Annotated in this window: 19 protein-coding genes and 1 tRNA gene; 2 read left to right on the top strand and 18 right to left on the bottom strand. The window is 51.3% G+C overall.

Annotated elements, in window-relative coordinates; all coding sequences use genetic code 11:
- Positions 1–50 precede the first annotated feature (50 nt).
- The 4 genes from OGY15_RS03830 to OGY15_RS03845 all read right to left on the bottom strand — a co-directional run bounded on the left by OGY15_RS03830 (position 51) and on the right by OGY15_RS03845 (position 4,511).
- Positions 51–1,466: a YlbE family protein gene (locus OGY15_RS03830; RefSeq protein WP_151218301.1), complete on the bottom strand. Its 1,416-nt coding sequence runs from the start codon at positions 1,464–1,466 to the stop codon at positions 51–53.
- Positions 1,466–3,013, bottom strand: a complete 1,548-nt coding sequence (gene fdrA, locus OGY15_RS03835) for an acyl-CoA synthetase FdrA (protein WP_151224291.1) — start codon at positions 3,011–3,013, stop codon at positions 1,466–1,468. The genes OGY15_RS03830 and fdrA overlap by 1 nt, the downstream gene beginning before the upstream one ends.
- Positions 2,991–3,821 (bottom strand): oxamate carbamoyltransferase subunit AllH family protein, encoded by an 831-nt coding sequence (locus OGY15_RS03840; RefSeq protein ID WP_286538380.1) that lies wholly within the window; start codon positions 3,819–3,821, stop codon positions 2,991–2,993. The genes fdrA and OGY15_RS03840 overlap by 23 nt, the downstream gene beginning before the upstream one ends.
- Before the next feature lie 84 nt (positions 3,822–3,905).
- On the bottom strand, positions 3,906–4,511 hold the full coding sequence (locus OGY15_RS03845; RefSeq protein WP_151218304.1) for an ankyrin repeat domain-containing protein: 606 nt from the start codon (positions 4,509–4,511) through the stop codon (positions 3,906–3,908).
- A 391-nt stretch (positions 4,512–4,902) separates the two neighbouring features.
- Here OGY15_RS03845 and OGY15_RS03850 point away from each other — a divergent pair, with 391 nt between their 5' ends.
- Entirely contained in the window at positions 4,903–5,832 is a 930-nt protein-coding gene (locus tag OGY15_RS03850; protein ID WP_151218305.1) for a LysR substrate-binding domain-containing protein, read from the top strand.
- 40 nt (positions 5,833–5,872) lie between these two features.
- On the opposite strand, the gene OGY15_RS03855 is transcribed toward OGY15_RS03850, so the two are convergent.
- The 6 genes from OGY15_RS03855 to pgaA all read right to left on the bottom strand — a co-directional run bounded on the left by OGY15_RS03855 (position 5,873) and on the right by pgaA (position 12,797).
- Positions 5,873–6,145: a GNAT family N-acetyltransferase gene (locus OGY15_RS03855; protein ID WP_016157396.1), complete on the bottom strand. Its 273-nt coding sequence runs from the start codon at positions 6,143–6,145 to the stop codon at positions 5,873–5,875.
- Between the two features lie 11 nt (positions 6,146–6,156).
- Positions 6,157–6,387: a 4Fe-4S mono-cluster protein YjdI gene (gene yjdI, locus OGY15_RS03860; protein ID WP_151218306.1), complete on the bottom strand. Its 231-nt coding sequence runs from the start codon at positions 6,385–6,387 to the stop codon at positions 6,157–6,159.
- Between the two features lie 82 nt (positions 6,388–6,469).
- Positions 6,470–6,976 (bottom strand): poly-beta-1,6-N-acetyl-D-glucosamine biosynthesis protein PgaD, encoded by a 507-nt coding sequence (gene pgaD / locus OGY15_RS03865; RefSeq protein ID WP_151224294.1) that lies wholly within the window; start codon positions 6,974–6,976, stop codon positions 6,470–6,472.
- The gene (gene pgaC / locus OGY15_RS03870) at positions 6,973–8,307 is read right to left on the bottom strand and encodes a poly-beta-1,6-N-acetyl-D-glucosamine synthase (protein ID WP_286538390.1); all 1,335 of its coding nucleotides are present in this window, start codon (positions 8,305–8,307) and stop codon (positions 6,973–6,975) included. The genes pgaD and pgaC overlap by 4 nt, the downstream gene beginning before the upstream one ends.
- Positions 8,304–10,325 (bottom strand): poly-beta-1,6-N-acetyl-D-glucosamine N-deacetylase PgaB, encoded by a 2,022-nt coding sequence (gene pgaB / locus OGY15_RS03875; protein ID WP_286538392.1) that lies wholly within the window; start codon positions 10,323–10,325, stop codon positions 8,304–8,306. Before pgaB ends, pgaC begins: the two co-directional genes overlap by 4 nt.
- Before the next feature lie 9 nt (positions 10,326–10,334).
- Positions 10,335–12,797: a poly-beta-1,6 N-acetyl-D-glucosamine export porin PgaA gene (gene pgaA, locus OGY15_RS03880; protein ID WP_286538394.1), complete on the bottom strand. Its 2,463-nt coding sequence runs from the start codon at positions 12,795–12,797 to the stop codon at positions 10,335–10,337.
- A gap of 828 nt (positions 12,798–13,625) precedes the next feature.
- Between pgaA and OGY15_RS03885 the strand changes: the two genes are divergently transcribed.
- The gene (locus OGY15_RS03885; protein ID WP_286538396.1) at positions 13,626–14,144 is read left to right on the top strand and encodes a GNAT family N-acetyltransferase; all 519 of its coding nucleotides are present in this window, start codon (positions 13,626–13,628) and stop codon (positions 14,142–14,144) included.
- A 164-nt stretch (positions 14,145–14,308) separates the two neighbouring features.
- Here the strand turns inward: OGY15_RS03885 and OGY15_RS03890 are convergent, their stop codons facing one another.
- From OGY15_RS03890 to actS, 8 genes are all read right to left on the bottom strand, one after another.
- Entirely contained in the window at positions 14,309–15,025 is a 717-nt protein-coding gene (locus tag OGY15_RS03890) for a YebC/PmpR family DNA-binding transcriptional regulator (protein ID WP_151218310.1), read from the bottom strand.
- A gap of 392 nt (positions 15,026–15,417) precedes the next feature.
- Positions 15,418–15,843 carry a glutaredoxin-dependent arsenate reductase gene (arsC, locus tag OGY15_RS03895; RefSeq protein WP_151224297.1) on the bottom strand — a complete coding sequence of 142 codons (426 nt, stop codon included), beginning with the start codon at positions 15,841–15,843 and terminating at the stop codon, positions 15,418–15,420.
- Positions 15,844–15,855: 12 nt separating this feature from the next.
- Entirely contained in the window at positions 15,856–17,145 is a 1,290-nt protein-coding gene (arsB, locus tag OGY15_RS03900) for an arsenite efflux transporter membrane subunit ArsB (RefSeq protein ID WP_286538398.1), read from the bottom strand.
- Between the two features lie 48 nt (positions 17,146–17,193).
- On the bottom strand, positions 17,194–18,945 hold the full coding sequence (gene arsA / locus OGY15_RS03905) for an arsenite efflux transporter ATPase subunit ArsA (RefSeq protein WP_286538400.1): 1,752 nt from the start codon (positions 18,943–18,945) through the stop codon (positions 17,194–17,196).
- 17 nt (positions 18,946–18,962) lie between these two features.
- A complete protein-coding gene (gene arsD / locus OGY15_RS03910) occupies positions 18,963–19,325 on the bottom strand; it encodes an arsenite efflux transporter metallochaperone ArsD (protein ID WP_000855179.1) in 363 nt (120 codons plus the stop codon).
- 47 nt (positions 19,326–19,372) lie between these two features.
- Positions 19,373–19,723, bottom strand: a complete 351-nt coding sequence (arsR, locus tag OGY15_RS03915; RefSeq protein WP_151218314.1) for an As(III)-sensing metalloregulatory transcriptional repressor ArsR — start codon at positions 19,721–19,723, stop codon at positions 19,373–19,375.
- Between the two features lie 150 nt (positions 19,724–19,873).
- Positions 19,874–19,947 (bottom strand) — tRNA-Gly (locus tag OGY15_RS03920).
- A gap of 79 nt (positions 19,948–20,026) precedes the next feature.
- Positions 20,027–20,785: an amidase activator ActS gene (gene actS, locus OGY15_RS03925; RefSeq protein WP_187253165.1), complete on the bottom strand. Its 759-nt coding sequence runs from the start codon at positions 20,783–20,785 to the stop codon at positions 20,027–20,029.
- Positions 20,786–20,877 lie beyond the last annotated feature (92 nt).

A 20,877-nucleotide genomic window follows, 5' to 3' on the forward strand; every position in this document is an offset into this window, starting at 1 on the left:
TTTGCGCTTTGCTACTGTGGGGCTAACGCCGTTAGCCCCGATTATTGTTATTAGCAGTAGCGGTCACGCCAGTTGAGGATCGCCTTTTCAAAACAGGCGAACGGCGGGTGGACTATTCCGGCGCCGATCATGCCGATCCCTGCGTCTTTGTGCGCAATTGCGGTGTTAATCACCGGCAAAATACCGGTGCTGCCTACGCGTGTAATATCTATCGCGGTCGGTACCCCCATAAAACCCAGCAGCGGAATCGTGACGTTGGGGTTTTCACCGAGGGTGATTTCGCGCATCTGGCGAGAGAAATCGACCGCCTCTTCGACCGTTCCCCCCACCAGCGCCACGATAGCCGGTGCCGTCGCCATGGCAAAACCGCCAATGCCGTAGGTTTCGGTAATCGCGCTATCGCCGATATCACGACCGGAATCTTCCGGCTTATAGCCCGCAAACATCGGACCTATCACCTGTTGCGCCGGACCGGTAAACCATTGCCCCGGCAACCCGCTGACGCGTAGACCGAACTCAACGCCGTTACGCGCCATCGTCGTCACCACGGTGCTGTATTCAATACCGTGGGCGGCGTCCATTGCCGCTTTACACATTGCCATCCAGGTCGGCCCGGAGAAGTAATCGCTGCTAAGGACGAATTCGAACACCTCACGCTGCTGCTCAACCGGATAACCGGTCTGAATAATCCACGGCGTCAGCGCCTGAATCAGCAGCGCCGTCCCGGCGTTGTTGCGGTTATGACACTCATCGCCCATGTGCAGCGCCTGTGCCAACATCAGGCGCAGATCGATTTCTCCCGCCAGCTTCATGGCATCGCGCAACATCGGTCCCATCACATCACGCATCCAGTTCAGACGATCGATAACGCTCTGATCGTTCGCTCCCATGCGCAGGATCTTCGCCATCTGCTCGCTCATATTGGTATATGCGCGGTTGCCGTAGGTTTTGTTCTCTACGATGTGCATAAACATCGACGCCGACGTCACACCCGCCATAGAACCAACGCAGTCATGCTCGTGGCATGGAGAGAAGATAATTTCGCCGGAGGCGGCAAGCTCGGCGGCTTCATCCAGATCTTTCGCCAGGCCTTCAAACACCAACGCCCCGGTTACCGCGCCCTTCATTGCGCCGCACATTTTTTCCCAGCGGATCGGCGGTCCGGCGTGCAGGATGGTGTTGCGGGTCATCCCCGGCACGACATTGATTGCCTGGTCATAGCCAATAAGCACCGGATGCGACTGGATAATACGTTCCAGCGCCTGCTGGTTAGCGGCAGCGATTTTGTCTGCCAGCGGCGAATCGGCAATCTCGTCCAGGGCGGCCACTACCTGCATGTTGCCCTGTCCCGGCGGCGTCCAGTCGAGCTGAGTCACGGGTACGTTCTGCTTTTTCAGGTCATCGCTGAACATCGCGATGCCGACATTAATCACATTCAGCGGCTGGTTAAACAGTGTCTGGCTCATCAGGCTTCCTCCCCTTTACAGATAAATTCACGCGCCAGCAATCCGGTGTTGGTGCTACTGCTCGCCCAGATGACGCCAGCATCGGTCAGCATCTGGCACTGTTTTTCCAGTGACGGCGTATCGAGGGAGGTGCCCAACACGTAGCCGAGGATCTCCAGCGGACGGTCGTCTGCGGCAGCGATCGCTTTGGCTTCAACGATCGCGTCGAGCATCACACCGACCGGATCTTCATGCGCTCCAAATCCAAGCACAAAGTCCATCACGATCACGCCGACTTCAGGATCGCGCGCTTCCTGCAACAGACGACTAATGCGGTTGGTGGGATCGATCATCGGGTGCGGTTTACCGTTGGTGAAATCATCATCACCGAAATCGAGGAAGGTATGCCCGACGCTGCGGTTGAGATCTTGCAGGCGGAACGCCGGATCCGGATGAATGTTGCTGTAAACTTCCGCGTGTTTTTCCATGGCGGCAAACATCGCCTCATCGCACAGCGTGCCACCGCAGAACAAGCCGCGAATATACTTTTGCTGCGGGGTCAGACGGGCGCGGACCTCTTCAATCAGCGGCCAGTTGAGCGGATGTAGATCCAAACTCTCTTTTTTAACGCCGGTCAGCAGCACCGCTTTCAGCGCCGCTTCTTTGGTGCCGCGTGCAAACAGCAGGCCTTTTTCATCCGCAGGAGCGGCTTCACGCCCAAGGAAACACACCACAACGGGCTTATGGCAAGCGCGCGCGCGTTCCAGCACCTTGCGCGCCACCGCTGGCGCAGGCGGTTTGGAGATCAGCGCAATGATCTCCGTTTGCGGATCAGCCTCCAGCATGCCAATCGCGTCAAGCATCATCAGGCCGCCAATCTTTTCACTCAGATCGCGTCCACCGGTACCAATCAGTTGGGAAATCCCGCCGCCAAACTCGTGAATGCGTACGCTCAGTTCCTGACTTCCGGTACCAGACGCACCGACAATTCCGATGTTGCCGCGACGCACCGCGTTGCCAAAACACAACGCCGCGCCGTTAATAATGGCGGTTCCGCAGTCTGGCCCCATCATCAACAGCCCTTTTTCATGCGCCAGCTGCTTGAGTGCCAGCTCGTCCTCAAGAGAGACGTTGTCAGAGAACAGCATCACGTTGAGGTTATTTTGCAGCGCCTGACGCGCTTCACGCGCAGCAAACAGTCCATTGACCGAGATCACCGCCAGGTTGCTGTCAGGAACATGTTTCTTCGCGCTGGCGAGCGTGGCATAGCGCGCTTCGTGCTGGCCGCCCTGCTCTTTATGCGTAAACAGTTCTTCAATCGCCACCAGCGTCTGGTCGTTCGCCGCTTCGCTGGCACCTTTAATGACAATCATCAGATCGCCACTTTTCGCCTCTTCCAGCTCAGGCGTGAGCAAGCCAAGATTCTTCAGCACGCCCTTATTCATTTCTGTCGCCATAGCTACGAACGCCTGCTCAACGCCATCGAGCTTATTTGCGCGTGTAGAGATAGACATCAGTGAGACAGAATCAAAATACGTATTCTTTTTAACAACTATCCTGATCGACATAATTCCCTCCGGACCTGTAGCTCAGGGCACAGGCATCCGCCATGCCATACAGCATGTCGCAGCCAGAACTTGAGCCAATATTTTTAATGTCAATAATATATTGTGTAGAAACGGGGTGTTGCTCAGTAATAATATGTTTTACCAGCCGCCCAACGCTTTCCCGAAAACGTTGATGAAAAGCTTCCTGCAGCGTTATTTTGCTGAGTAGCGTCGTATTATTTCCGGCACATTGTAAGGCCGCTAAAAAATCTTCGCGATATTTCCTCAGCGGATGTCCAGGAATAAATAGAATAGTGCTTAAGCCCACTAAATAATCATCAGATGAAGGCGTCAGACCAATCCCCAGACCAATTAAATAACTGACCGCTGTAGAGATATTTTCTCCTGTATGCAACGCCGTCAGTAATCTTTGTCGGCGATTGAGTAATTGACGGGTGATTTCCTGATAAAACGGGTTATCACCCTGGTACAGAAATAATGTGTCGTCGCTTGTTAGCTGTTGGCGGATAACCCCTTCCCAGCGCTGCCAGTAGACTGCAGCGAGGCTTACTGTATCTGGCGTCCACCGTGGTATGCGCCACCGCAGACAACCGGAGGTTTCTATCCATTTATCGTTGCCAACGGCTATCCCCGACTCGGAAAAACTGACCCATTCACCAGGGTGAAACAGGTCTTCACAATGCGTCAGCGCCAGCCGACAGCTGTTAGGCGCGTTATCACAATCTTCACTCAGTAACGTCAGCAGTTGCTGCTGTTCAGGTATTAACAGGTTTACTGCGCGGGAAAAAACCTGTTCAACCCGTGCCATTCCCCGGAAAGCGAGAAACGCGCCGTCTGCGGTTAACGCCCGTACACATCGCCGTGATGGCGTAGCGATAGTGGCGCTCCTCGGTCAGGCTCCGGCCGCAATCAGCAGCTCGGCAATTTCGTGGTAACCTTTCTCCCGCGCCAGTTCCAGCGGGGATTTACCGTATTTATCCGTCATGTGCGGATTCGCACCATGGTCGAGCAGCAGCTTGACGATCTCCTGCTGCTTCGCACCGCCATCATTCAGCACGATGGCTTCCAGCAGCGGCGTCCAGCCGACAAAGTTGGTGTGATTAACATTGATGTCGGTCCGCAGCAGCAGTTCACGCACGATGTCCACATGGCCTTTTTCACTGGCAGGCGTAATACCCACACCGCCAAAACGGCTCAGGCAATTAAGATCGGGGTTAGCCGGTAATACCAAACGCAGTAGCGTTAAGTCATTCGTCAGGCAGCTAATCAAGAATGGATTAAAGCAGGTTTGATCTTGTTTATTAATATCAGCACCTGCGGCAATCAATAAAGAAACACAGTCGTAATGTTTATTCAGACTGGCGATAATTATGGCGGTACGCCCCTGGCGGTTAGTGGCATTAATATCCACATTTTTTGCCAGACAGGATTTTAATCCCTGTGCATTGCCCTGCTCTGCCGCCAGCAAAAATTCAGTAATGAGTTCTTTCTCTGACATAGTCCCTCTCCTGCAGTTTTTAAGGCTTTTAAAATTTCGATAAGCTGAGAATAGCAACAGAGTGATAAGAATAATATCCGCTTAAATTTCATTCATCGTTAGCGAGGCGATTGTTGAACACAATTTAATAATGAGAGTAAAACGTGCTGTAGTGCAATCTTTCCCTTATGGCTGACGTTCTTTTACGCGCTAATCAGTCATCCAGGTTAAAAAGCGGCATGCTACGCAGATAGCGGCCTACAACTAAAGGACAGAAGTGTGATTGCCTTCAAATCAAATGTAAAACTGGTGTTAAATTCTGTTCAAAACTGATTGCTCTGTATAAGGATTACAAATACATTCAACAATCATTGTATGGGGGCGGTAGCCTTGAGGCCTGGGAGGAGAGAGGATGAATTCAATTTTTACCGAGGAGAACCTGCTGGCGTTCACCATGGCGGCGCGCTACAGCAGTTTCAGCAAGGCCGCTGAGGAGCTGGGTTTAACCACCTCCGCCATTAGCTACACCATCAAGCGAATGGAGACAGGGCTGGACGTGGTACTGTTTACCCGCAGTACTCGCAGCATTGAGCTGACCGAGTCCGGGCGCTACTTGTTCCGTAAGGCGACAGATCTGCTGAACGATTTCCACGCCATCAAGCGCAGCATTGATACCATCGCCCAAGGCATCGAGGCTCGGGTGCGCATCTGCATTAACCAGTTGCTCTACACCCCGCAGCATACCGCACGGCTGCTGCAGGTACTTAAGAAACAGTTTCCAACCTGCCAGATAACCGTCACCACCGAGGTGTATAACGGCGTCTGGGATTCGATCATCAACAACCTCGCCAACATCGCCATCGGTGCGCCCGATACGTTACTGGACGGCGGAGGGATTGATTACACCGAGATCGGCGCAATCCGTTGGTCGTTTGCGATCGCACCGGATCATCCGCTGGCCTTTATGCCTGAACCCATCTCTGAGAGCCAGCTGCGCCTGTACCCGAACATCATGGTGGAAGACACCGCGCACACCATTAACAAAAAGGTCGGCTGGCTGTTACACGGACAGGAGTCGATCCTGGTTCCCGATTTTAATACCAAATGCCAGTGCCAGATTCTGGGTGAGGGTATCGGTTTTCTGCCGGACTATATGGTGCGCGAGGCGATGGAAAAGTCGTTGCTGGTCACGCGGCAGATCCACAACCCGCGTCAGGACTCACGGATGCTGCTGGCGACCCAGCATTCGGCAACCGGTCGAGTGACTCAGTGGATTAAAAAGGAATTTGGCCCAAGCGGAGTGCTGACGGGAATTTATCAGGATTTGCTACATCGGGAGTGATGCGCCGGATGGGGGATGCGTTCCGGCGCTCGTGTGATAATCAAGCGCGAATATCGTCGTACTCGCGGGTCTTATCAAACTCATGTTTGGCAAACGGACACAGCGGAATCACTTTGCGGTTTTCAGCGCGCATTTTCTCCACCACTTTCGCCACCAGCAGTTTGCCGACACCCTGACCTTTAAGGCTGGGATCGACATCGGTATGCTCAATGATGCTCAAATGCTCACCTGTCGGCACAAAGACAATCTCGGCGACCTGATTGCCCTCAGCATCATTCACATAAAACTTATTGTGGCCTGCAAGAATCTCCATGGTTCCCTCACTTATTTCTGGCGATATTTCAGCGCACCGCTCGGGCAGGTATCAATGACCTTAATCACCGTCGCGACATCCACTTCATCCGGGATGATCCACGGTTTACGCTTCAGGTTAAAAAGCTTTGCGCTTCCCCGCACGCAGTTTCCCGAATGCTGACATATCGTCGTATTGAAGTAGACGTCAATCTTCTCGCCGGTATAGGCCCGATAACCTGCACTCAGTAGTTCTTTATCCACGACATTGCCTCACATTTTTTTATTGTCTGGGTCTAATCATAGACCGATGCGAGGCTGAAGGAGGTCGCTGAAAGCAGAAATATCACTCAGATCTTTTCTGCAACGACGGCTCCCGCTCTGGCGGCAAATACTCCAGCATCGCAGGCGTCGGCGGCGGCAGACGGTTATCGGCGATATCCCTGTCCACATCGATATGACTGATCTCACCACTTTCATAATGGTGAACCGTCAGCACTCTCGCCTTGTTCAGTTCTGTCACCAGCTCACGGGTAATGCGTAAACTTTCCGCCAGTTCATGGTCTTCCAGTCCTGGTCTACGGCTGCGGCGTTCCACCCGGAAGCGAAACTGGTTGTACTTCGCCCAGCCAATCAGCACCAGGCCATTCACCAGAGCAACAAGGATATAAAACGTCACCGTATCCAGCGTGGTGAAAAAGGGTCGTACGCCCATATAGGGCGAGTGCGTCAGCGCCGTGATCAGCCCTTTATAAATCAGGTAAATAAACCCAATCCAGGCAACCAGCGTCAACAGCACGTCGATCGCCCTTGGCAGAAAACGCTGTTCGGTAAAGATCAGTGGCTGATTCATGAATCGATCCTCCCAATGCCACGGTCAGGACTCACCCAGCGCGCCCTGCCGCGTTTGCGTTTGAGCATCACTTTCGGAAACGCCACCAGCGTGGTGAAAAGACTTAGCATCCAGTACACCACCGGGAACCAGATAATCCAGAACAACGAGGCGCCAATGCCTTTTTCATAGCGTCGTTCGATGATCAGACTTACCGCAAACTGTATTAAGCAGACCACGCCAAGGATAAGTCCGGTAAAGGCTGGCGGGAACAGATGCTGCACGTACAGTGAGTCCGGCATCGGGATCATCAACCCTAGCAGGAACAGCACGATACTGATCGCGTAAGCGAACGACCACGCGGTAGAAAAACAGAACTCGAAAAACAACGGCCACATGCGACGAAACTCCCACGACCACAGGCGGCGCATGTTCACGATAAATACCTCCGCGCCGCCTTGCGCCCAACGCAGACGCTGCTTCCATAGTCCTTTTAACGTTTCAGGCATCAGGATCCAGCACAGTGCGCGTGGCTCAAAGAATATCGACCAGTGGCGCAATTGCAGCTTCCAACTGATGTCGATATCTTCGGTGATCATGTCCGGGCTCCAGTAACCGACCTCCGCCAGCGCGCGGCGACGAAACGCCGCCACCACGCCGGAAACGGTAAAGATCTGCCCATAGACTCGCTGCGTACGTTTAATCAAGCCGATAATGGAAGAGAACTCACCGACCTGCACACGGCCAATTAACGTGGAGCGGGTACGAATACGTGGATTCCCGGTCACCGCACCGACGCGCGGGAACTGGATTAGCGGAGCCACAATATAGGCGACGGCATCGCGATCCAGTAATGCATCACCGTCAATACAAACCAGGTAATCACTGCGCGCCGCTGCCGCACCGGTCTTCAACGCCAGCGCTTTACCCTGGTTTTCAGCCAGATGAATCACGCGCAGGCTTGGATATTCCACGGCCAGCTGTTCCAGAACCTCGTATGTATCGTCCGTCGAACCATCGTTGATGGCAATCACTTCAATATTTTTATATCGCTGCGCCATCGCAGCACCAATGGTTTCACGCGCATTGATCCCTTCGTTAAAACAGGGGATTAGAATGGAAACCAGCGGATTCCCTTCCAGGGTCGGTGGCGGTGTATTATCTCCCCATTTCCAGTGACGCTCACGGTAAAACCAGAAATAGGCTCCGCCGCTTATCCACAGTGCAGACATGAACAAGGGCCAGAAGAAGACGAAGTTCAACATCATTTCACCTGTAAAAATGACAGCCACGCCAAACGGCAGGCTGAACATCAGGCAAAGTATCAGGAAAGCAATTATGCGATCGGTCATTTTTGCGGGTACCAGTATGAGGAGAACGTCGAGCGAATCTCTGACATCTCAGGTTTGTCGCTGATGAAATCATCCGGGTAATAGCCGTAGTTACCTGCACCGCTTAATTTCAGCTGGCGCATCCATTCGGCGATTTGTTTTCCGCTGATTTCTGCCTCGTCCCCGGATTTACGCCAGTCTCGTGCCTGCAGTTCAAACACGGTTTTGTCCAGCGCGCCGGGCGTTTGTGCAACAGCATTCACTAATCTGTCGAGCCAGGCGTTGGCATCATTGGCCGGGATTTGCTCCATATATGGCATCGCCATGGGTGCCGTCCAGTCATAGGTATTGAGGAAATCATTCAGGTTCTGCGCAAACCAGGCCTCACTCTCCGGCTCCAGTACCGGCATCGCGTAAATATTGCGCGCAGTTTGCACCTGCGGACCGCGAATATTACGCACCGACTGGGTCAGTTGTTTGGTGAAGTCGATCAGCATCTTACTTTTCAGGCGCGTCCAGCGCTCAAAGGTCTGAGGGTTGCTACGGATTTGCTCAATACTTCCCGGAAGCCCTGCGGCGCGGTAGGCGGCTAACGCCTCCGGTGACGCGTCTTCAAAGTCCGTCAGGAAAGCATCATCGTGGAACAAGATTCCTTTGAAGCTTGCGTGTTTCGCCAGGTCTTCATAGATTTCAGTGATGCGCTGACGCGCTTCGCCGCTCCAGGGTGAAAGGCGGACATAGTTCTCGCGATTGATAGCAGTACGTCCCGTTTTCGGATCCCATGCGGTTACACGTGGAATAGAAGCGTCGAGATCGAAAGCCAGAACCGGCATCCAGGCATATACCGTCACCCCTGCCCGCGTTTGTAATTGCCAGGAAATATAGTTAAACAGGTCGGCGCGCATCGGCAGCCAGCGGTTAGGGAAATAAAGCTCGCGAATATTCCCGTCACCTTTAGGGTCGGCATACGCCTGCAGGAAAACGTGAGAAATGCGCATGTCATAAACGCGCTGGATCAGCTTATCGATGTTGCGCTTCTGCTGGGCCGGGTCTTTGTCATACACGTAATCCAGATCCACATGCATCACACGCATCGTCTGCGGTTCACGCACCTGAGCGACCTGACTTGCAAAGCGCTTTAGAGAGGGATTATCAGAGATCAGCACGCGCGGGATGTCATCAAGAAACGCGGCATTCGCCAACCCTTCGTTGAGCGTGAAGGCCATCTTGTAGCCATGTTCTTTGGTCAGATTTAAGGTTGTGCCACTGGCCGCACCATAAGGCCACACCCACGCGCGCGGCGATTTCCCTGTCACCGATTTAATCTTATTGGTGATCAGTGAAATATCGGTATTAATGCGCCGCGTATACTGCTCATCCGTTTCGTAAGTTCCTGTTTTCTTATCGTAAAGACGATTCGCCACCGCCGGTTCTTTACTCCCCTGCGGGTTGGCATCACCACCGAAATGCGACGCCCAGGTATGCGCACCAATTTCTACCAGCGGCGATTTGCCCATCTCTTCGACCATCTTCCAGGTGGCGAATTTATCGCGCGCGGTCATTAAGCCGCCAAAATCGACTTTTTTATTGGCTGGCGCATCGACCCAACTGCCTACCGGCGCCCAGAGTGCAGGCCAGTTGTAGGCTTTCAGCAGCGGCCAGACTCGGGTATAAAAACTGCTGTATCCGTCATCAAAGGTGAGCAGTACAGCCTTTTCCGGCAGTACGATTTTACCGTCATGGGCGTCCAGGATTTGCTGCACGCTGATCGGGTTATAGCCATTATCACGCAGCCAGGCCATTTGGTCGCTCAATGCGCTGGTGCGCACAGAAAGATAGCGCTGATCCGCTGCGCCATCTTCAACATCGTGATAACCCAGTACCAGGAAGCTATTTTTTGGCCACGGATGATCAGCCGTCAGCGGCGTTCTCTCTGCGGGAGGAACATAACGAGGCGTTGTATTGTGCGCACTACTGCACGCGGTAATCATCAACCAGCCAGCGATTAATGCGCTAAGCCACAGGCATCTTTTCAGCATGAACAATCCTTAAAACCTGACATTTAAATCGAAAGCGAGGGAGATATTCCGCTCACGTTTACCGTCGTAGGGGCGTTTATCCCAAATCAGCATCACCCCGCCATCTACGACGTTGTTCCATTTGAGTCGTTGTCCGTATCCCACCTGAACAATAGCGCCTGCGCCCTGGCCTTGCTGCCAATAGCCGCCCACGCCAGCCAGGCCTTGCTGCGTCCACACTGTGTCATAGTGGCGGTAAAGAACCTGCTCAGCACTCAGACCGGGTACCACGGAAAAATCACTCTTCGGGTTGTAATACGGCACATTTTCTTTGGTGTTGGTACTCCCGCCGATGCCCGGAGTAAAGTCCAGCGTGAAGCGCGGCGTCGTCCAGATGCGCTCTTTTCCGCTGAGTCCGTATTCGATACGATCGTTACCGTCCGAGAAATGTGAGGCGGCAAACGACAGTTGATATTCACGTCGTTCGTTTTGATACCAGCGGACAAACATATCTCCGCCGTTGGCATACACGCCGCTACGCAGCGCACGCAGTGGCGTATTACGCGATAAGCGCTCGGCCGAACCGCCTACGCGCCAGTTGTCATTGAAGTCATGCCAGCCGGAAAGACGGCCACCAATCTTCTGACCATCGCCATAATTTCGGCCAGACACTTCCATTTCCGCCCAGTAATCACGGGAAGTCCATTCTGCGCCAGCCGCCAGATCGCGGCTGATTCCCTTCCCTTCTTCAAATTCACCGGTAGCAAAGTTGAATCCGGTAAACAGTCGCCAGTTGTCGTTAATTGGCGGGCTGTAAATAGCCGTATTGATGTTGAAATCATTCTTACCGCTGACTGGGCTATCGGACGAAATCCCCTGCGTGCCGCTAATGCGCACTTCCGACATTTTGTGAACATCACGAATACGCGCGAGGCGCAGAGTCGCTTCATCATCCGGGCTACGGGCGATAACGTCATCCGTTAGTTCATCGGCCTGCTTCCACTCCTGGAGATCCAATGCCACGTAAGCCTGTTGACGCTCCAGCTCAAGGTTGCTTGGCTCGATCACTTCCGCCAGCTTCAGCTCTTTCTCTGCCGCATGCGGCAAGCCACGTGCTTCAAGAACAGAGGCATAGGATATGCGCAGCCCCTGGTTACCAGAGCCGGTTCGCGCCAGATGCTCTGAGAGCTTTTCTGCCTCTGGTAGTTCATTAGCAGCGATATGGTATTGCGTCAGCAGCGACTGCCCGAGCAGCCAGTTATCGTTCGGCTGCGGCGTTGGCGAACCATAGATGCGTCGCAGGTACGGACTCTCTTTGATTAAGTTTTCGACCTGTTTTTTAGCAGCATCAAAGTTTTCGTTATCAATATGGGCGTAGAACAGATCCTGCTGATCCTCAGGACCGAGCGGCGTCACAGGAATCGGTCCATTGGGGTAGTAGATGCTCATCAGCATCGCTTCGGTTTTTTCCGGCTGGCGTTCACTTAACCATGCCGATGCTACCCAGCGTTTAGCATAGTTTGGCACTTCGCCGCTCGCAGACAGTGATTCGTATTCCTTAATCACTTCAGAAGTTCGTTTACGTACCAGAAGGGCGCCCATGCGGTCAATTCTCGCCCGACGAACATCATTCTGTGCGGACGGTTCATCCTTCCAGGCCGTCAGCAACTGGTCATAACGGGCCAGCGCTTTGTCCGCCACGATGAATCGTTCTTCTTCATTACGTGCGGAGGTATAGGAAGAACGCACCATTTCGGCGGCCGCATCGAGCTCAAGGCGACGCTTTACAGGATCCGCCGTGGGTACGACTTCCGTCATATTTAAAGCGGGTCCGGAAACGCGGTTTGCTGACAGCGCAGACAGCAGCGTAGATTGCGCATTTTTGTTGCCCGGCTCAACGTCATCCGCCTGGCTGGCAACCAACAGCGCGTCCCAGTTTTTCCCCTGAGAGTGATATACATAGGCAAGTAGCGCGTCGGAATCAGCCCCCGGATGCGCCTGCGCCCATTTGTTCGCTTCAGTAAGCGCTTGCTGATTGTAGCGAGCATCCGCTAACGTCATTATCCAGCCGGTACGTACATCAACGTTGTCAGGCTCTTCCTGTAAAACGCTATTCCACACCGCTAACGAATCATTCCAGTTCTTCAGATTACGATACGCGCGCGCGGCAGCAACTTTCCCTCGGGCAGGCACATCCATCTGCCCACGATACTGCAGCCAGATTTCAATGGTGGTTTTATCGTTGTTATCAACCCAACCGGAAACCTGCAGCCAGTCGGCAACCTGATTTGGCGTTAGCGCGCTTTTCTTTCCCTGATCCTCAAGATAATGCAATAACGGTGCACTATTACCTCCCCGAGCTTTAATAACCAAAGCGTCATAATCAGATACCGCTGCGGAGATTTGCATCGGGAAAAGTACGCTTGCCGTAAATAAACAGCTAACAGACTTTAAACGTTTAATAAAATTGGCATGTCGACGCATACTTAACATATCTGCCCTTATATCTTACATCATAGTAAAAATAAGCTTTTTCAATAAGTTACGGTCATTCACTGACAGTTGTCGACCATGTAAGATGCACTGCCGCTTATTTCGTAATAGGGTTATGAAGCAATTAATTCTTTCGTCTTATTGACTATCCACACCCCATCCTCTAATCCTTGGAAAGGAGGTATAAACCCAGGGATTTTATCATTCAGTGCCTGTTGTTTCTACGCAACAAGAATACTCTTGGGCAAAAAAAGTATTTTAGGTCAAATTATCCTAATCCACCTGGTATTGAATACTGGATTTAGATTAAGTTTGCGAAACGAAGCCTTGTGACGATGATAACTATTGCTGGTTAGCATAGCTACACTGCGCAACTGTTTGCACGGTAACTATTATGTGCGGATAGAGAAAATTCTGATAATAATGACTCCGATAACAGTAAAGACAACAATGTAGACAATATAACTTAATTTTAAGTAGCAGACATAGTCAATGAAATGAAAATACAGGTACAGTCACTTGCAGGACTAAGTACAGTAAAAATGCAATGAAATCAAATAACTTCTTAACTCATGATTGAAACCTACCATAATTAGTATTTTGATATCCGGCAGAATACGCGCGCGAAGAGTTGTACATGGTTTTGCTCGTTATTGTATTTACCAACCTTGCGTATTATTGACAGCATCAACCGCAATCGATTTTTATTCCCTACAATCTATAAGACTATTTACATTGAAAAAGCAAATAGAAGCATAATTTTTTGCACTTACCCTCTCCTCCTGACTTTCAGGTAATCTGGATAAAGATGCCAATGGGAGCTGGTCAATGAAAATCGTTAACGCAGAAGAAAAGCATATCCCCGCCATACGCGATATTTACGCCCATCATGTTATTCACGGTACAGGCAGCTTTGAAACAGACCCACCGGATTTGCGCGAAATGCAGGCACGCCTGGAAAAAATCCGCAGCCAGGGATTGCCGTGGGTGGTCGTGCTACAAGAAGAAAAGGTCATCGGGTATTGCTATCTCACCCGCTACCGTGAGCGTTATGCCTACCGCTATACCCTCGAAGATTCGATTTACATTGACCCGACAGCACAGCGCCAGGGGGCAGGAAAAGCGTTGCTAAGCCATGTCATTGATTGGGCCGAAACGCAGGGTTACCGGCAGTTGATTGCCATCGTCGGTGATAGCAATAATCAGGGTTCGCTGAAGGTCCATCAGCAGGCTGGATTCACGGAAATCGGCACGCTGAAGAACATTGGCTTCAAACATGGACGCTGGCTCGACACGGTTTTACTTCAACGCAGCCTGGGTGAAGGTATCCACCAGCCTGGCGGATAGCGAGCCTGACGGAAGAATGATAGCAGTTGATTATTCTGGTGATACTACGCCGGGAATCAGCTTGCTTAAAGCCGTTCCAGGTGTATCTGGTTGGCTATACCTTTTTATAACAAATATTGAGATTAAAAGAGTCTGCCATAATGGCAGACTCTTTTAATTTAAAATTAGAGATTTGCAACGTTATGATATACTTTTTGGACATCATCGTCATCTTCAAGGGCATCAACAAGTCCTGCAAAGATTTCTAAATCTTCTGGTGAAAGCTCAATTTCTGATTGAGCAATCATTTCTAATTCTGTTGTAGAGAATTCGGTAATGCCAGCTGCTTTTAGTGCTGCAATTCCTTTGTGAAGATCTGTAGACTCAGTATAAATAACGATATTTCCTTCTTCTTCGGTTACATCGCGCACTTCAACTTCAGCTTCAAGCAAAATTTCAAAAATACGGTCAGGGTCTGTTCCCTCAAAAACAATCACGCCAGTATTGTCGAACATATAGCTGACAGAACCTGCCGCGCCGATATTCCCACCTTTTTTATTGAAAATGTTGCGAACATTAGCAATGGTACGGTTAACATTGGAAGTCAGCGTTTCAGCAATAATCATTGAGCCATTGGGTCCAAAGCCTTCATAACGCCCTTGCACAAACGTTTCATCGCTGCCGCCTTTAGCTTTATCAATGGCTTTATCAATTACGTGCTTTGGAACCTGGGCTTGTTTCGCACGTTCAATAACGAATTTTAAAGCTGAGTTTGATTCTGGGTCTGGTTCACCTTGTTTAGCAGCAGCATAGATTTCTACACCGAATTTTGCATATACGTTAGACGTTGCACCGTCTTTAGCGGTTTTTTTTGCAACAATGTTGGCCCATTTACGTCCCACTGGAATAATCCCCTCGAAAATTTATTTACATTACTGACAAGTTATTAACCTGTATGTTTTCCCGCCATATTATACCATGGTGTTGAAATCTTCGTCCATGAGAAATAAAAACATTAAAAACTTACGAGATGTTACTTTAATTTTAACAATAGTAATTGTTGTTGGAAGGTTGATGATCAAAGTGCTAAATACGGATAAAAATCATAATAGACTTTTACGCAAGTTTTCTCTAAAAATATAATTTACTACTATTAAGGTATAGAACGTTGAAAAACAAAATAAATGCTATCCAGACCATTCAAATCATCTGAACATCACCAGAATATAATTTCTATCATAGTAGAAATTTGCTCTGATTTACGCTTAAAACCAGAGCATTTATTATCCTATTGCTATCGCACTCGTTTACCTGCTTCATCAACGACTTTCTCGCCATCTTCCTTAGCGAAAGCCCCTTTCTGGGCTTCTGGAAGGATATCCAGAACAACTTCAGAAGGACGGCACAGTTTCGTTCCCAGCGGTGTCACCACGATGGGACGGTTAATCAGGATCGGATGCTGCAGCATAAAGTCAATTAACTGGTCGTCAGTGAAGTTATCTTCGGCAAGACCAAGTTGTTCATAAGGCTCAACATTTTTACGCAGCAGTGCCCGGACCGAGATCGCCATATCTGCAATAAGTTTGACCAACTCATCGCGCGATGGTGGAGTCTCAAGGTAATAAATAACGGTTGGTTCAGTACCGCTATTGCGGATCATCTCCAATGTATTACGCGACGTACCGCAGGCCGGGTTGTGATAAATGGTGATGTTGTTCATTTCAGGATCTCATTACAAAGTGAAAGAGAGACGTATCGCCAGCGCGGCCAGCGTTACAAACAGCACAGGTAGAGTCATTATGATCCCGGTGCGGAAATAGTATCCCCAGGTGATGGTCATGTTCTTCTGTGAAAGTACATGTAGCCAGAGCAGCGTTGCCAGGCTACCAATAGGTGTAATTTTCGGGCCCAGATCGCAGCCAATCACGTTGGCGTAGACCATCGCCTCTTTGATAACACCGGTTGCGGTGCTGCCATCAATAGAGAGCGCACCAACCAGCACGGTAGGCATGTTGTTCATGATGGAAGACAGGAAAGCCGTCAGAAAGCCAGTACCCAACGTCGCAGCCCAGAGACCTTTATCCGCCAGTACGTTCAGTACAGAAGAGAGGTATTCCGTTAGCCCGGCGTTGCGCAGGCCATAGACCACCAGATACATCCCCAGCGAGAAGATAACAATCTGCCAGGGCGCACCACGTAACACTTTACCGGTGTTAATGGCATGGCCTCGCTTCGCCACCGCAAACAGGATCACAGCCCCAACCGCCGCAATCGCGCTAACGGGAATACCCAGCGGCTCGAGGACGAAAAAACCAACCAGCAGAAGAATCAACACAATCCAGCCGGTTCTGAAGGTTGCCAGATCTTTAATCGCTTTTGCCGGTGCTTTCAGGAGTGCCAGGTCGTAAGTCGGTGGAATATCTTTGCGGAAGAACAGATGCAGCATCACTAACGTGGCGATAATAGCGGCAATATCCACCGGCACCATTACCGACGCATACTCAGTGAAGCCCAGCCCAAAGAAGTCTGCAGAAACGATGTTAACCAGGTTGGACACGATAAGCGGCAGACTGGCCGTATCGGCAATAAACCCGGCGGCCATGACAAATGCCAGTGTCGTGCCTTTGCTGAACCCTAATGCCAGTAGCATGGCGATGACTATCGGCGTCAGAATAAGTGCCGCGCCATCATTGGCAAACAGTGCCGCCACCGCTGCACCAAGCAGAACGATATACGTTAAGAGCAAACGGCCACGACCGTTACCCCAGCGCGAAACATGCAATGCCGCCCATTCGAAAAAGCCTGATTCATCAAGCAGCAGGCTGATAATAATCACGGCAATAAAGGTCGCCGTCGCGTTCCAGACGATATTCCAAACCACCGGGATATCGCCTAAATGGACAACGCCAGAAATCAACGCCAGTACCGCCCCCAGCGTAGCGCTCCAGCCGATCCCTAATCCCTTCGGCTGCCAGATAACCAAAACAATGGTCAGGACAAAAATAGCGCCTGCCAGTAACATAAAGCCTCCTGACAGGGCGACGTTGCCGCCCTGTATTAACCAAAAAAATTAACGCATCAATTCTCTGAGCTTTTCAATACCGGCGGGCTCTGACGCCAGCACCGGAACAAGCGCTATACGGTCAGCGTGCTGATTCTTAACAGCCTCAATCTGAGGCTGTTCCTGCCGGGCGCGCTGGCAAAGCAACGGAGAAAGCGTATCCGCAATGGAAAGACTGTTATTGATAATCCAGCCCCACGGATGAATCCCCGCTCTTTCAAGGTCAGCCTGCAGGTTTGCCGCCTCCAGCACTGGTGTGGTTTCAGGGAGCGTAACCAGCAGAACTTTGGTTCTATCCGGATCCTGAAGCTGCATCATTGGGGTAGTAAAATGACCTTTATTCCCCATTTTTTTGGCAATCTCTCGGTGGTAAGCCCCGGTCGCATCCAGCAACAAAAGCGTGTGTCCCGTAGGGGCGGTATCCATAACAACAAACCGCTTACTCGCTTCACGAATCACGCGGGAAAAGGCCTGAAACACGGCAATTTCTTCAGTACAGGGAGAGCGTAAATCTTCTTCGAGCAGCCGTTTCCCTGCTTCGTCCAGATCTTTTCCCTTCGTCTCAAGGACATGTTGGCGATAGCGTTCGGTTTCATCATGTGGATTGATTCTACTGACCTGAAGATTTTTGAGGCTACCGTTCAGCGTTGTACTCAGGTGCGCAGCAGGATCAGAGGTCGTGAGATGCACGTCAAACCCCATGTCTGCCAGCCTGACGGCGATAGCCGCAGCCATCGTGGTTTTCCCTACACCACCTTTGCCCATCAGCATAATCAGGCCGTGTTCACTGCGAGCGATATCATCGACCAGGCCAGAGAGCGATAGGTTTTCAGACGTGTACTGGACGTTCGTTGAAGGATACGGTAATACCTCAGAACGGGTATCCAGCAGTCCCTTCAATGCAGCCACTCCAACCATATTGACTGCCTGGAGCAATAGGGTATCTGTCGGTAGCCCGGATAAACCGGCAGGAAGATTTGCCAGTGCTTCCTGCTCCCGTTGCCATATCGCAGCGGCCAGGGCGTCATGTTCAGCTTCTGCTTTGGGCAGCACACCATTAATTACCAGGTACTGGTTTTTCAGGCCAATCGCAGCCAGTTCTTCATGGGTGCGGGCGACTTCCTGCAGCGTAGATTTTTGCAGTCGTGCAACCAGAACCAGGCGGGTACGTTCAGGATCGGATAACGCCTCTACCGCATGAGCATACTGCTCTCGCTGCTTTTCCAACCCGGCCATTGGGCCAAGGCAGGAAGCTCCGTCCGGGTTACTTTCGATGAAGCTGCTCCAGGCTCCGGGAAGCTGGAGCAGACGAATCGTGTGGCCCGTCGGCGCGGTATCAAAAATGATGTGATCGAAGCGGGTCAGCAGGGAAGCGTCTGTCAATAAGCCAGTGAACTCATCGAACGCCGCAATCTCAGTGGTACAGGCCCCCGAAAGCTGCTCGCTGATGCTGTTAACAACGTCATCAGGCAGAAGACCTTTGATAGGATCAACGATTCTGGCACGGTATTGCTGGGCGGCTTCCTGCGGATCAATCTCCAGTGCGGAAAGTCCAGGAACTGCTGTCACAGGGCGAATGGTGTTACCGATAGCCAGGTCGAATACCTGGCCGACATTGGAGGCCGGATCGGTACTGACCAGCAAAACCCGCTTACCCTGTTTGGCAAGGCGGACAGCCGTCGCGCAGGAAATGGACGTTTTTCCTACGCCTCCCTTGCCGGTAAAGAACAGGTAAGGCGGGATGTTCTGTAAGAATTTCATATGTCCCCCTGACATATTCAGCAACAGGAAGTATTACCACCACAACAGCTGGTGGGAGCTAACCCTACCTTCTCCAGCGGAATACCGAACCAGCGAGCCAGCTCAGCGCGTTTTGGGTATCGCCCAGCCATCACCGTTTCACCGTCTAACAGCAGTAACGGAAGCCCTTCTGCCCCAGATGCTTCGAGGAATGCTTTCGCTTTCTCATTCTGAACAAAGCTCATGGGCTGCTGCGCCAGGTTGTAACGTTCAACCTGTACACCACGTCCTTTCAGCCACTGCACATCAGCAGAAAAATCAACCAGAACCTGATCGACATCTGAGCCACATACGCCGGTACTGCAGCACATTGCCGGGTCAAACACCGTTAACGTTTTCATTTTGAATACCTCACATTTGAAAAATCATATATGTTCAGGCAAATTTTTTAGATGCAAACAGCCTTACCGCTACCAGAGCAGTTTGCCGATGCCAGCTTACGGGCGATGGCCTGTACGTCGTCCTGTTGGCTTAACCAGGCTTGCTCAATCACCTGAGCGGCCCAGGAAGGAATATGCGGGGATAAGCGGTAGTGAACCCACTTGCCCTGTTTGCGATCCAGCAATAGACCACTTTCCCGTAGCATTGCCAGGTGGCGGGAAATCTTGGGCTGTGACTGATCCAGCGCCGTGCAGAGATCGCACACGCACAGCTCTCCCATCTCCCTGAGCAATAATACGATGCCCAGCCGGGTTTCATCAGACAGATTCTTGAAAAGTTGTAAGGAAGTAAACGACATTATTCCCCCTGCTCGTTTGCGGATCAGAATACGCCAGTGGGGAACAAAATCAATATCACATGCGTAAAAACACATATGTAGTGAAATAAAAAAGGTTGCTATTGATTTCTGAATACAGGAGAAATGATAGAACTTTAGAACAGCTGAGATTGGAGCGGGCGAAGGGAATCGAACCCTCGTATAGAGCTTGGGAAGCTCTCGTTCTACCATTGAACTACGCCCGCTTTGAAGTGCGTAAGGGATTATAAACCTTACGCTCTTCCTGGCAAGGGGCTGACCGTCTGACTGGCGATTAATTCACCGTTAGCATTTTGGTTTACTGCCCTGCGGCGGTAAATAACGCAGCGGATCGATCGCTGTTGCCCGATAGCGGATCTGGAAATGCAGCCGCACTGTCGTCGCATCCGAGCTGCCCATTGTCGCTATCTTTTGCCCGGCCTTCACGTTTTGGCCGTTGTTCACCAGCATGGTGTCATTATGCGCATACGCAGTGATGTAGTCCTCACTGTGCTTAATCATAATGAGATTACCGTATCCCCGCAGTTGATTCCCGACATAAACTACCTTCCCGGCTCCTGCTGCATAAATCGGCGTACCGCGCGCAGCAGAGATATCAATACCTTTATTACCGCCGTCCGCGGTTGAATAAGGCAGAATCACTTTACCGCTGGCAGGCCACAACCAGCAACGTTGCCCCACTGGCGGCCAGGATGACTGCGGCACAGATGAAGATGGTCTGACCGCCGCCGTTTTGGTCGAGGATTTCTTGGTTGTTTTGCCAGAGCTTGAACTGGTTTTCGCACCGCCGCTGACCTTCAGCTTTTGCCCCACTTCAATCGTATAGGGCGGTGGAATGTTATTCAGGCGGGCGATCTCTTTCACGCTGGTACCGGTGGCGCGCGAAATACGGTATAGCGTATCTCCCCGCTTCACGGTATATAGGGAGCCGGAATAACTTCCTGTATCAGACGACTTGCTACCGGAACAGCCTACTAACAGCAGACCTACACACAGCAGCATCACGATACTTAAGCTATTTTTCTTCAGGCGTCCTGCACTCAAAACAATACCTCGCAACATTTCCAGACGCTTTATCATAGCAGCCAGAAACCGGATGCCAAATCATATCGCGCAACGAAGCGTCAGCCCTTGCA

Origin of the sequence: Citrobacter sp. Cu231 (assembly GCF_030332265.1) — a bacterium.
In the GTDB taxonomy this organism is placed as follows: Bacteria; Pseudomonadota; Gammaproteobacteria; order Enterobacterales; family Enterobacteriaceae; genus Citrobacter; species Citrobacter meridianamericanus.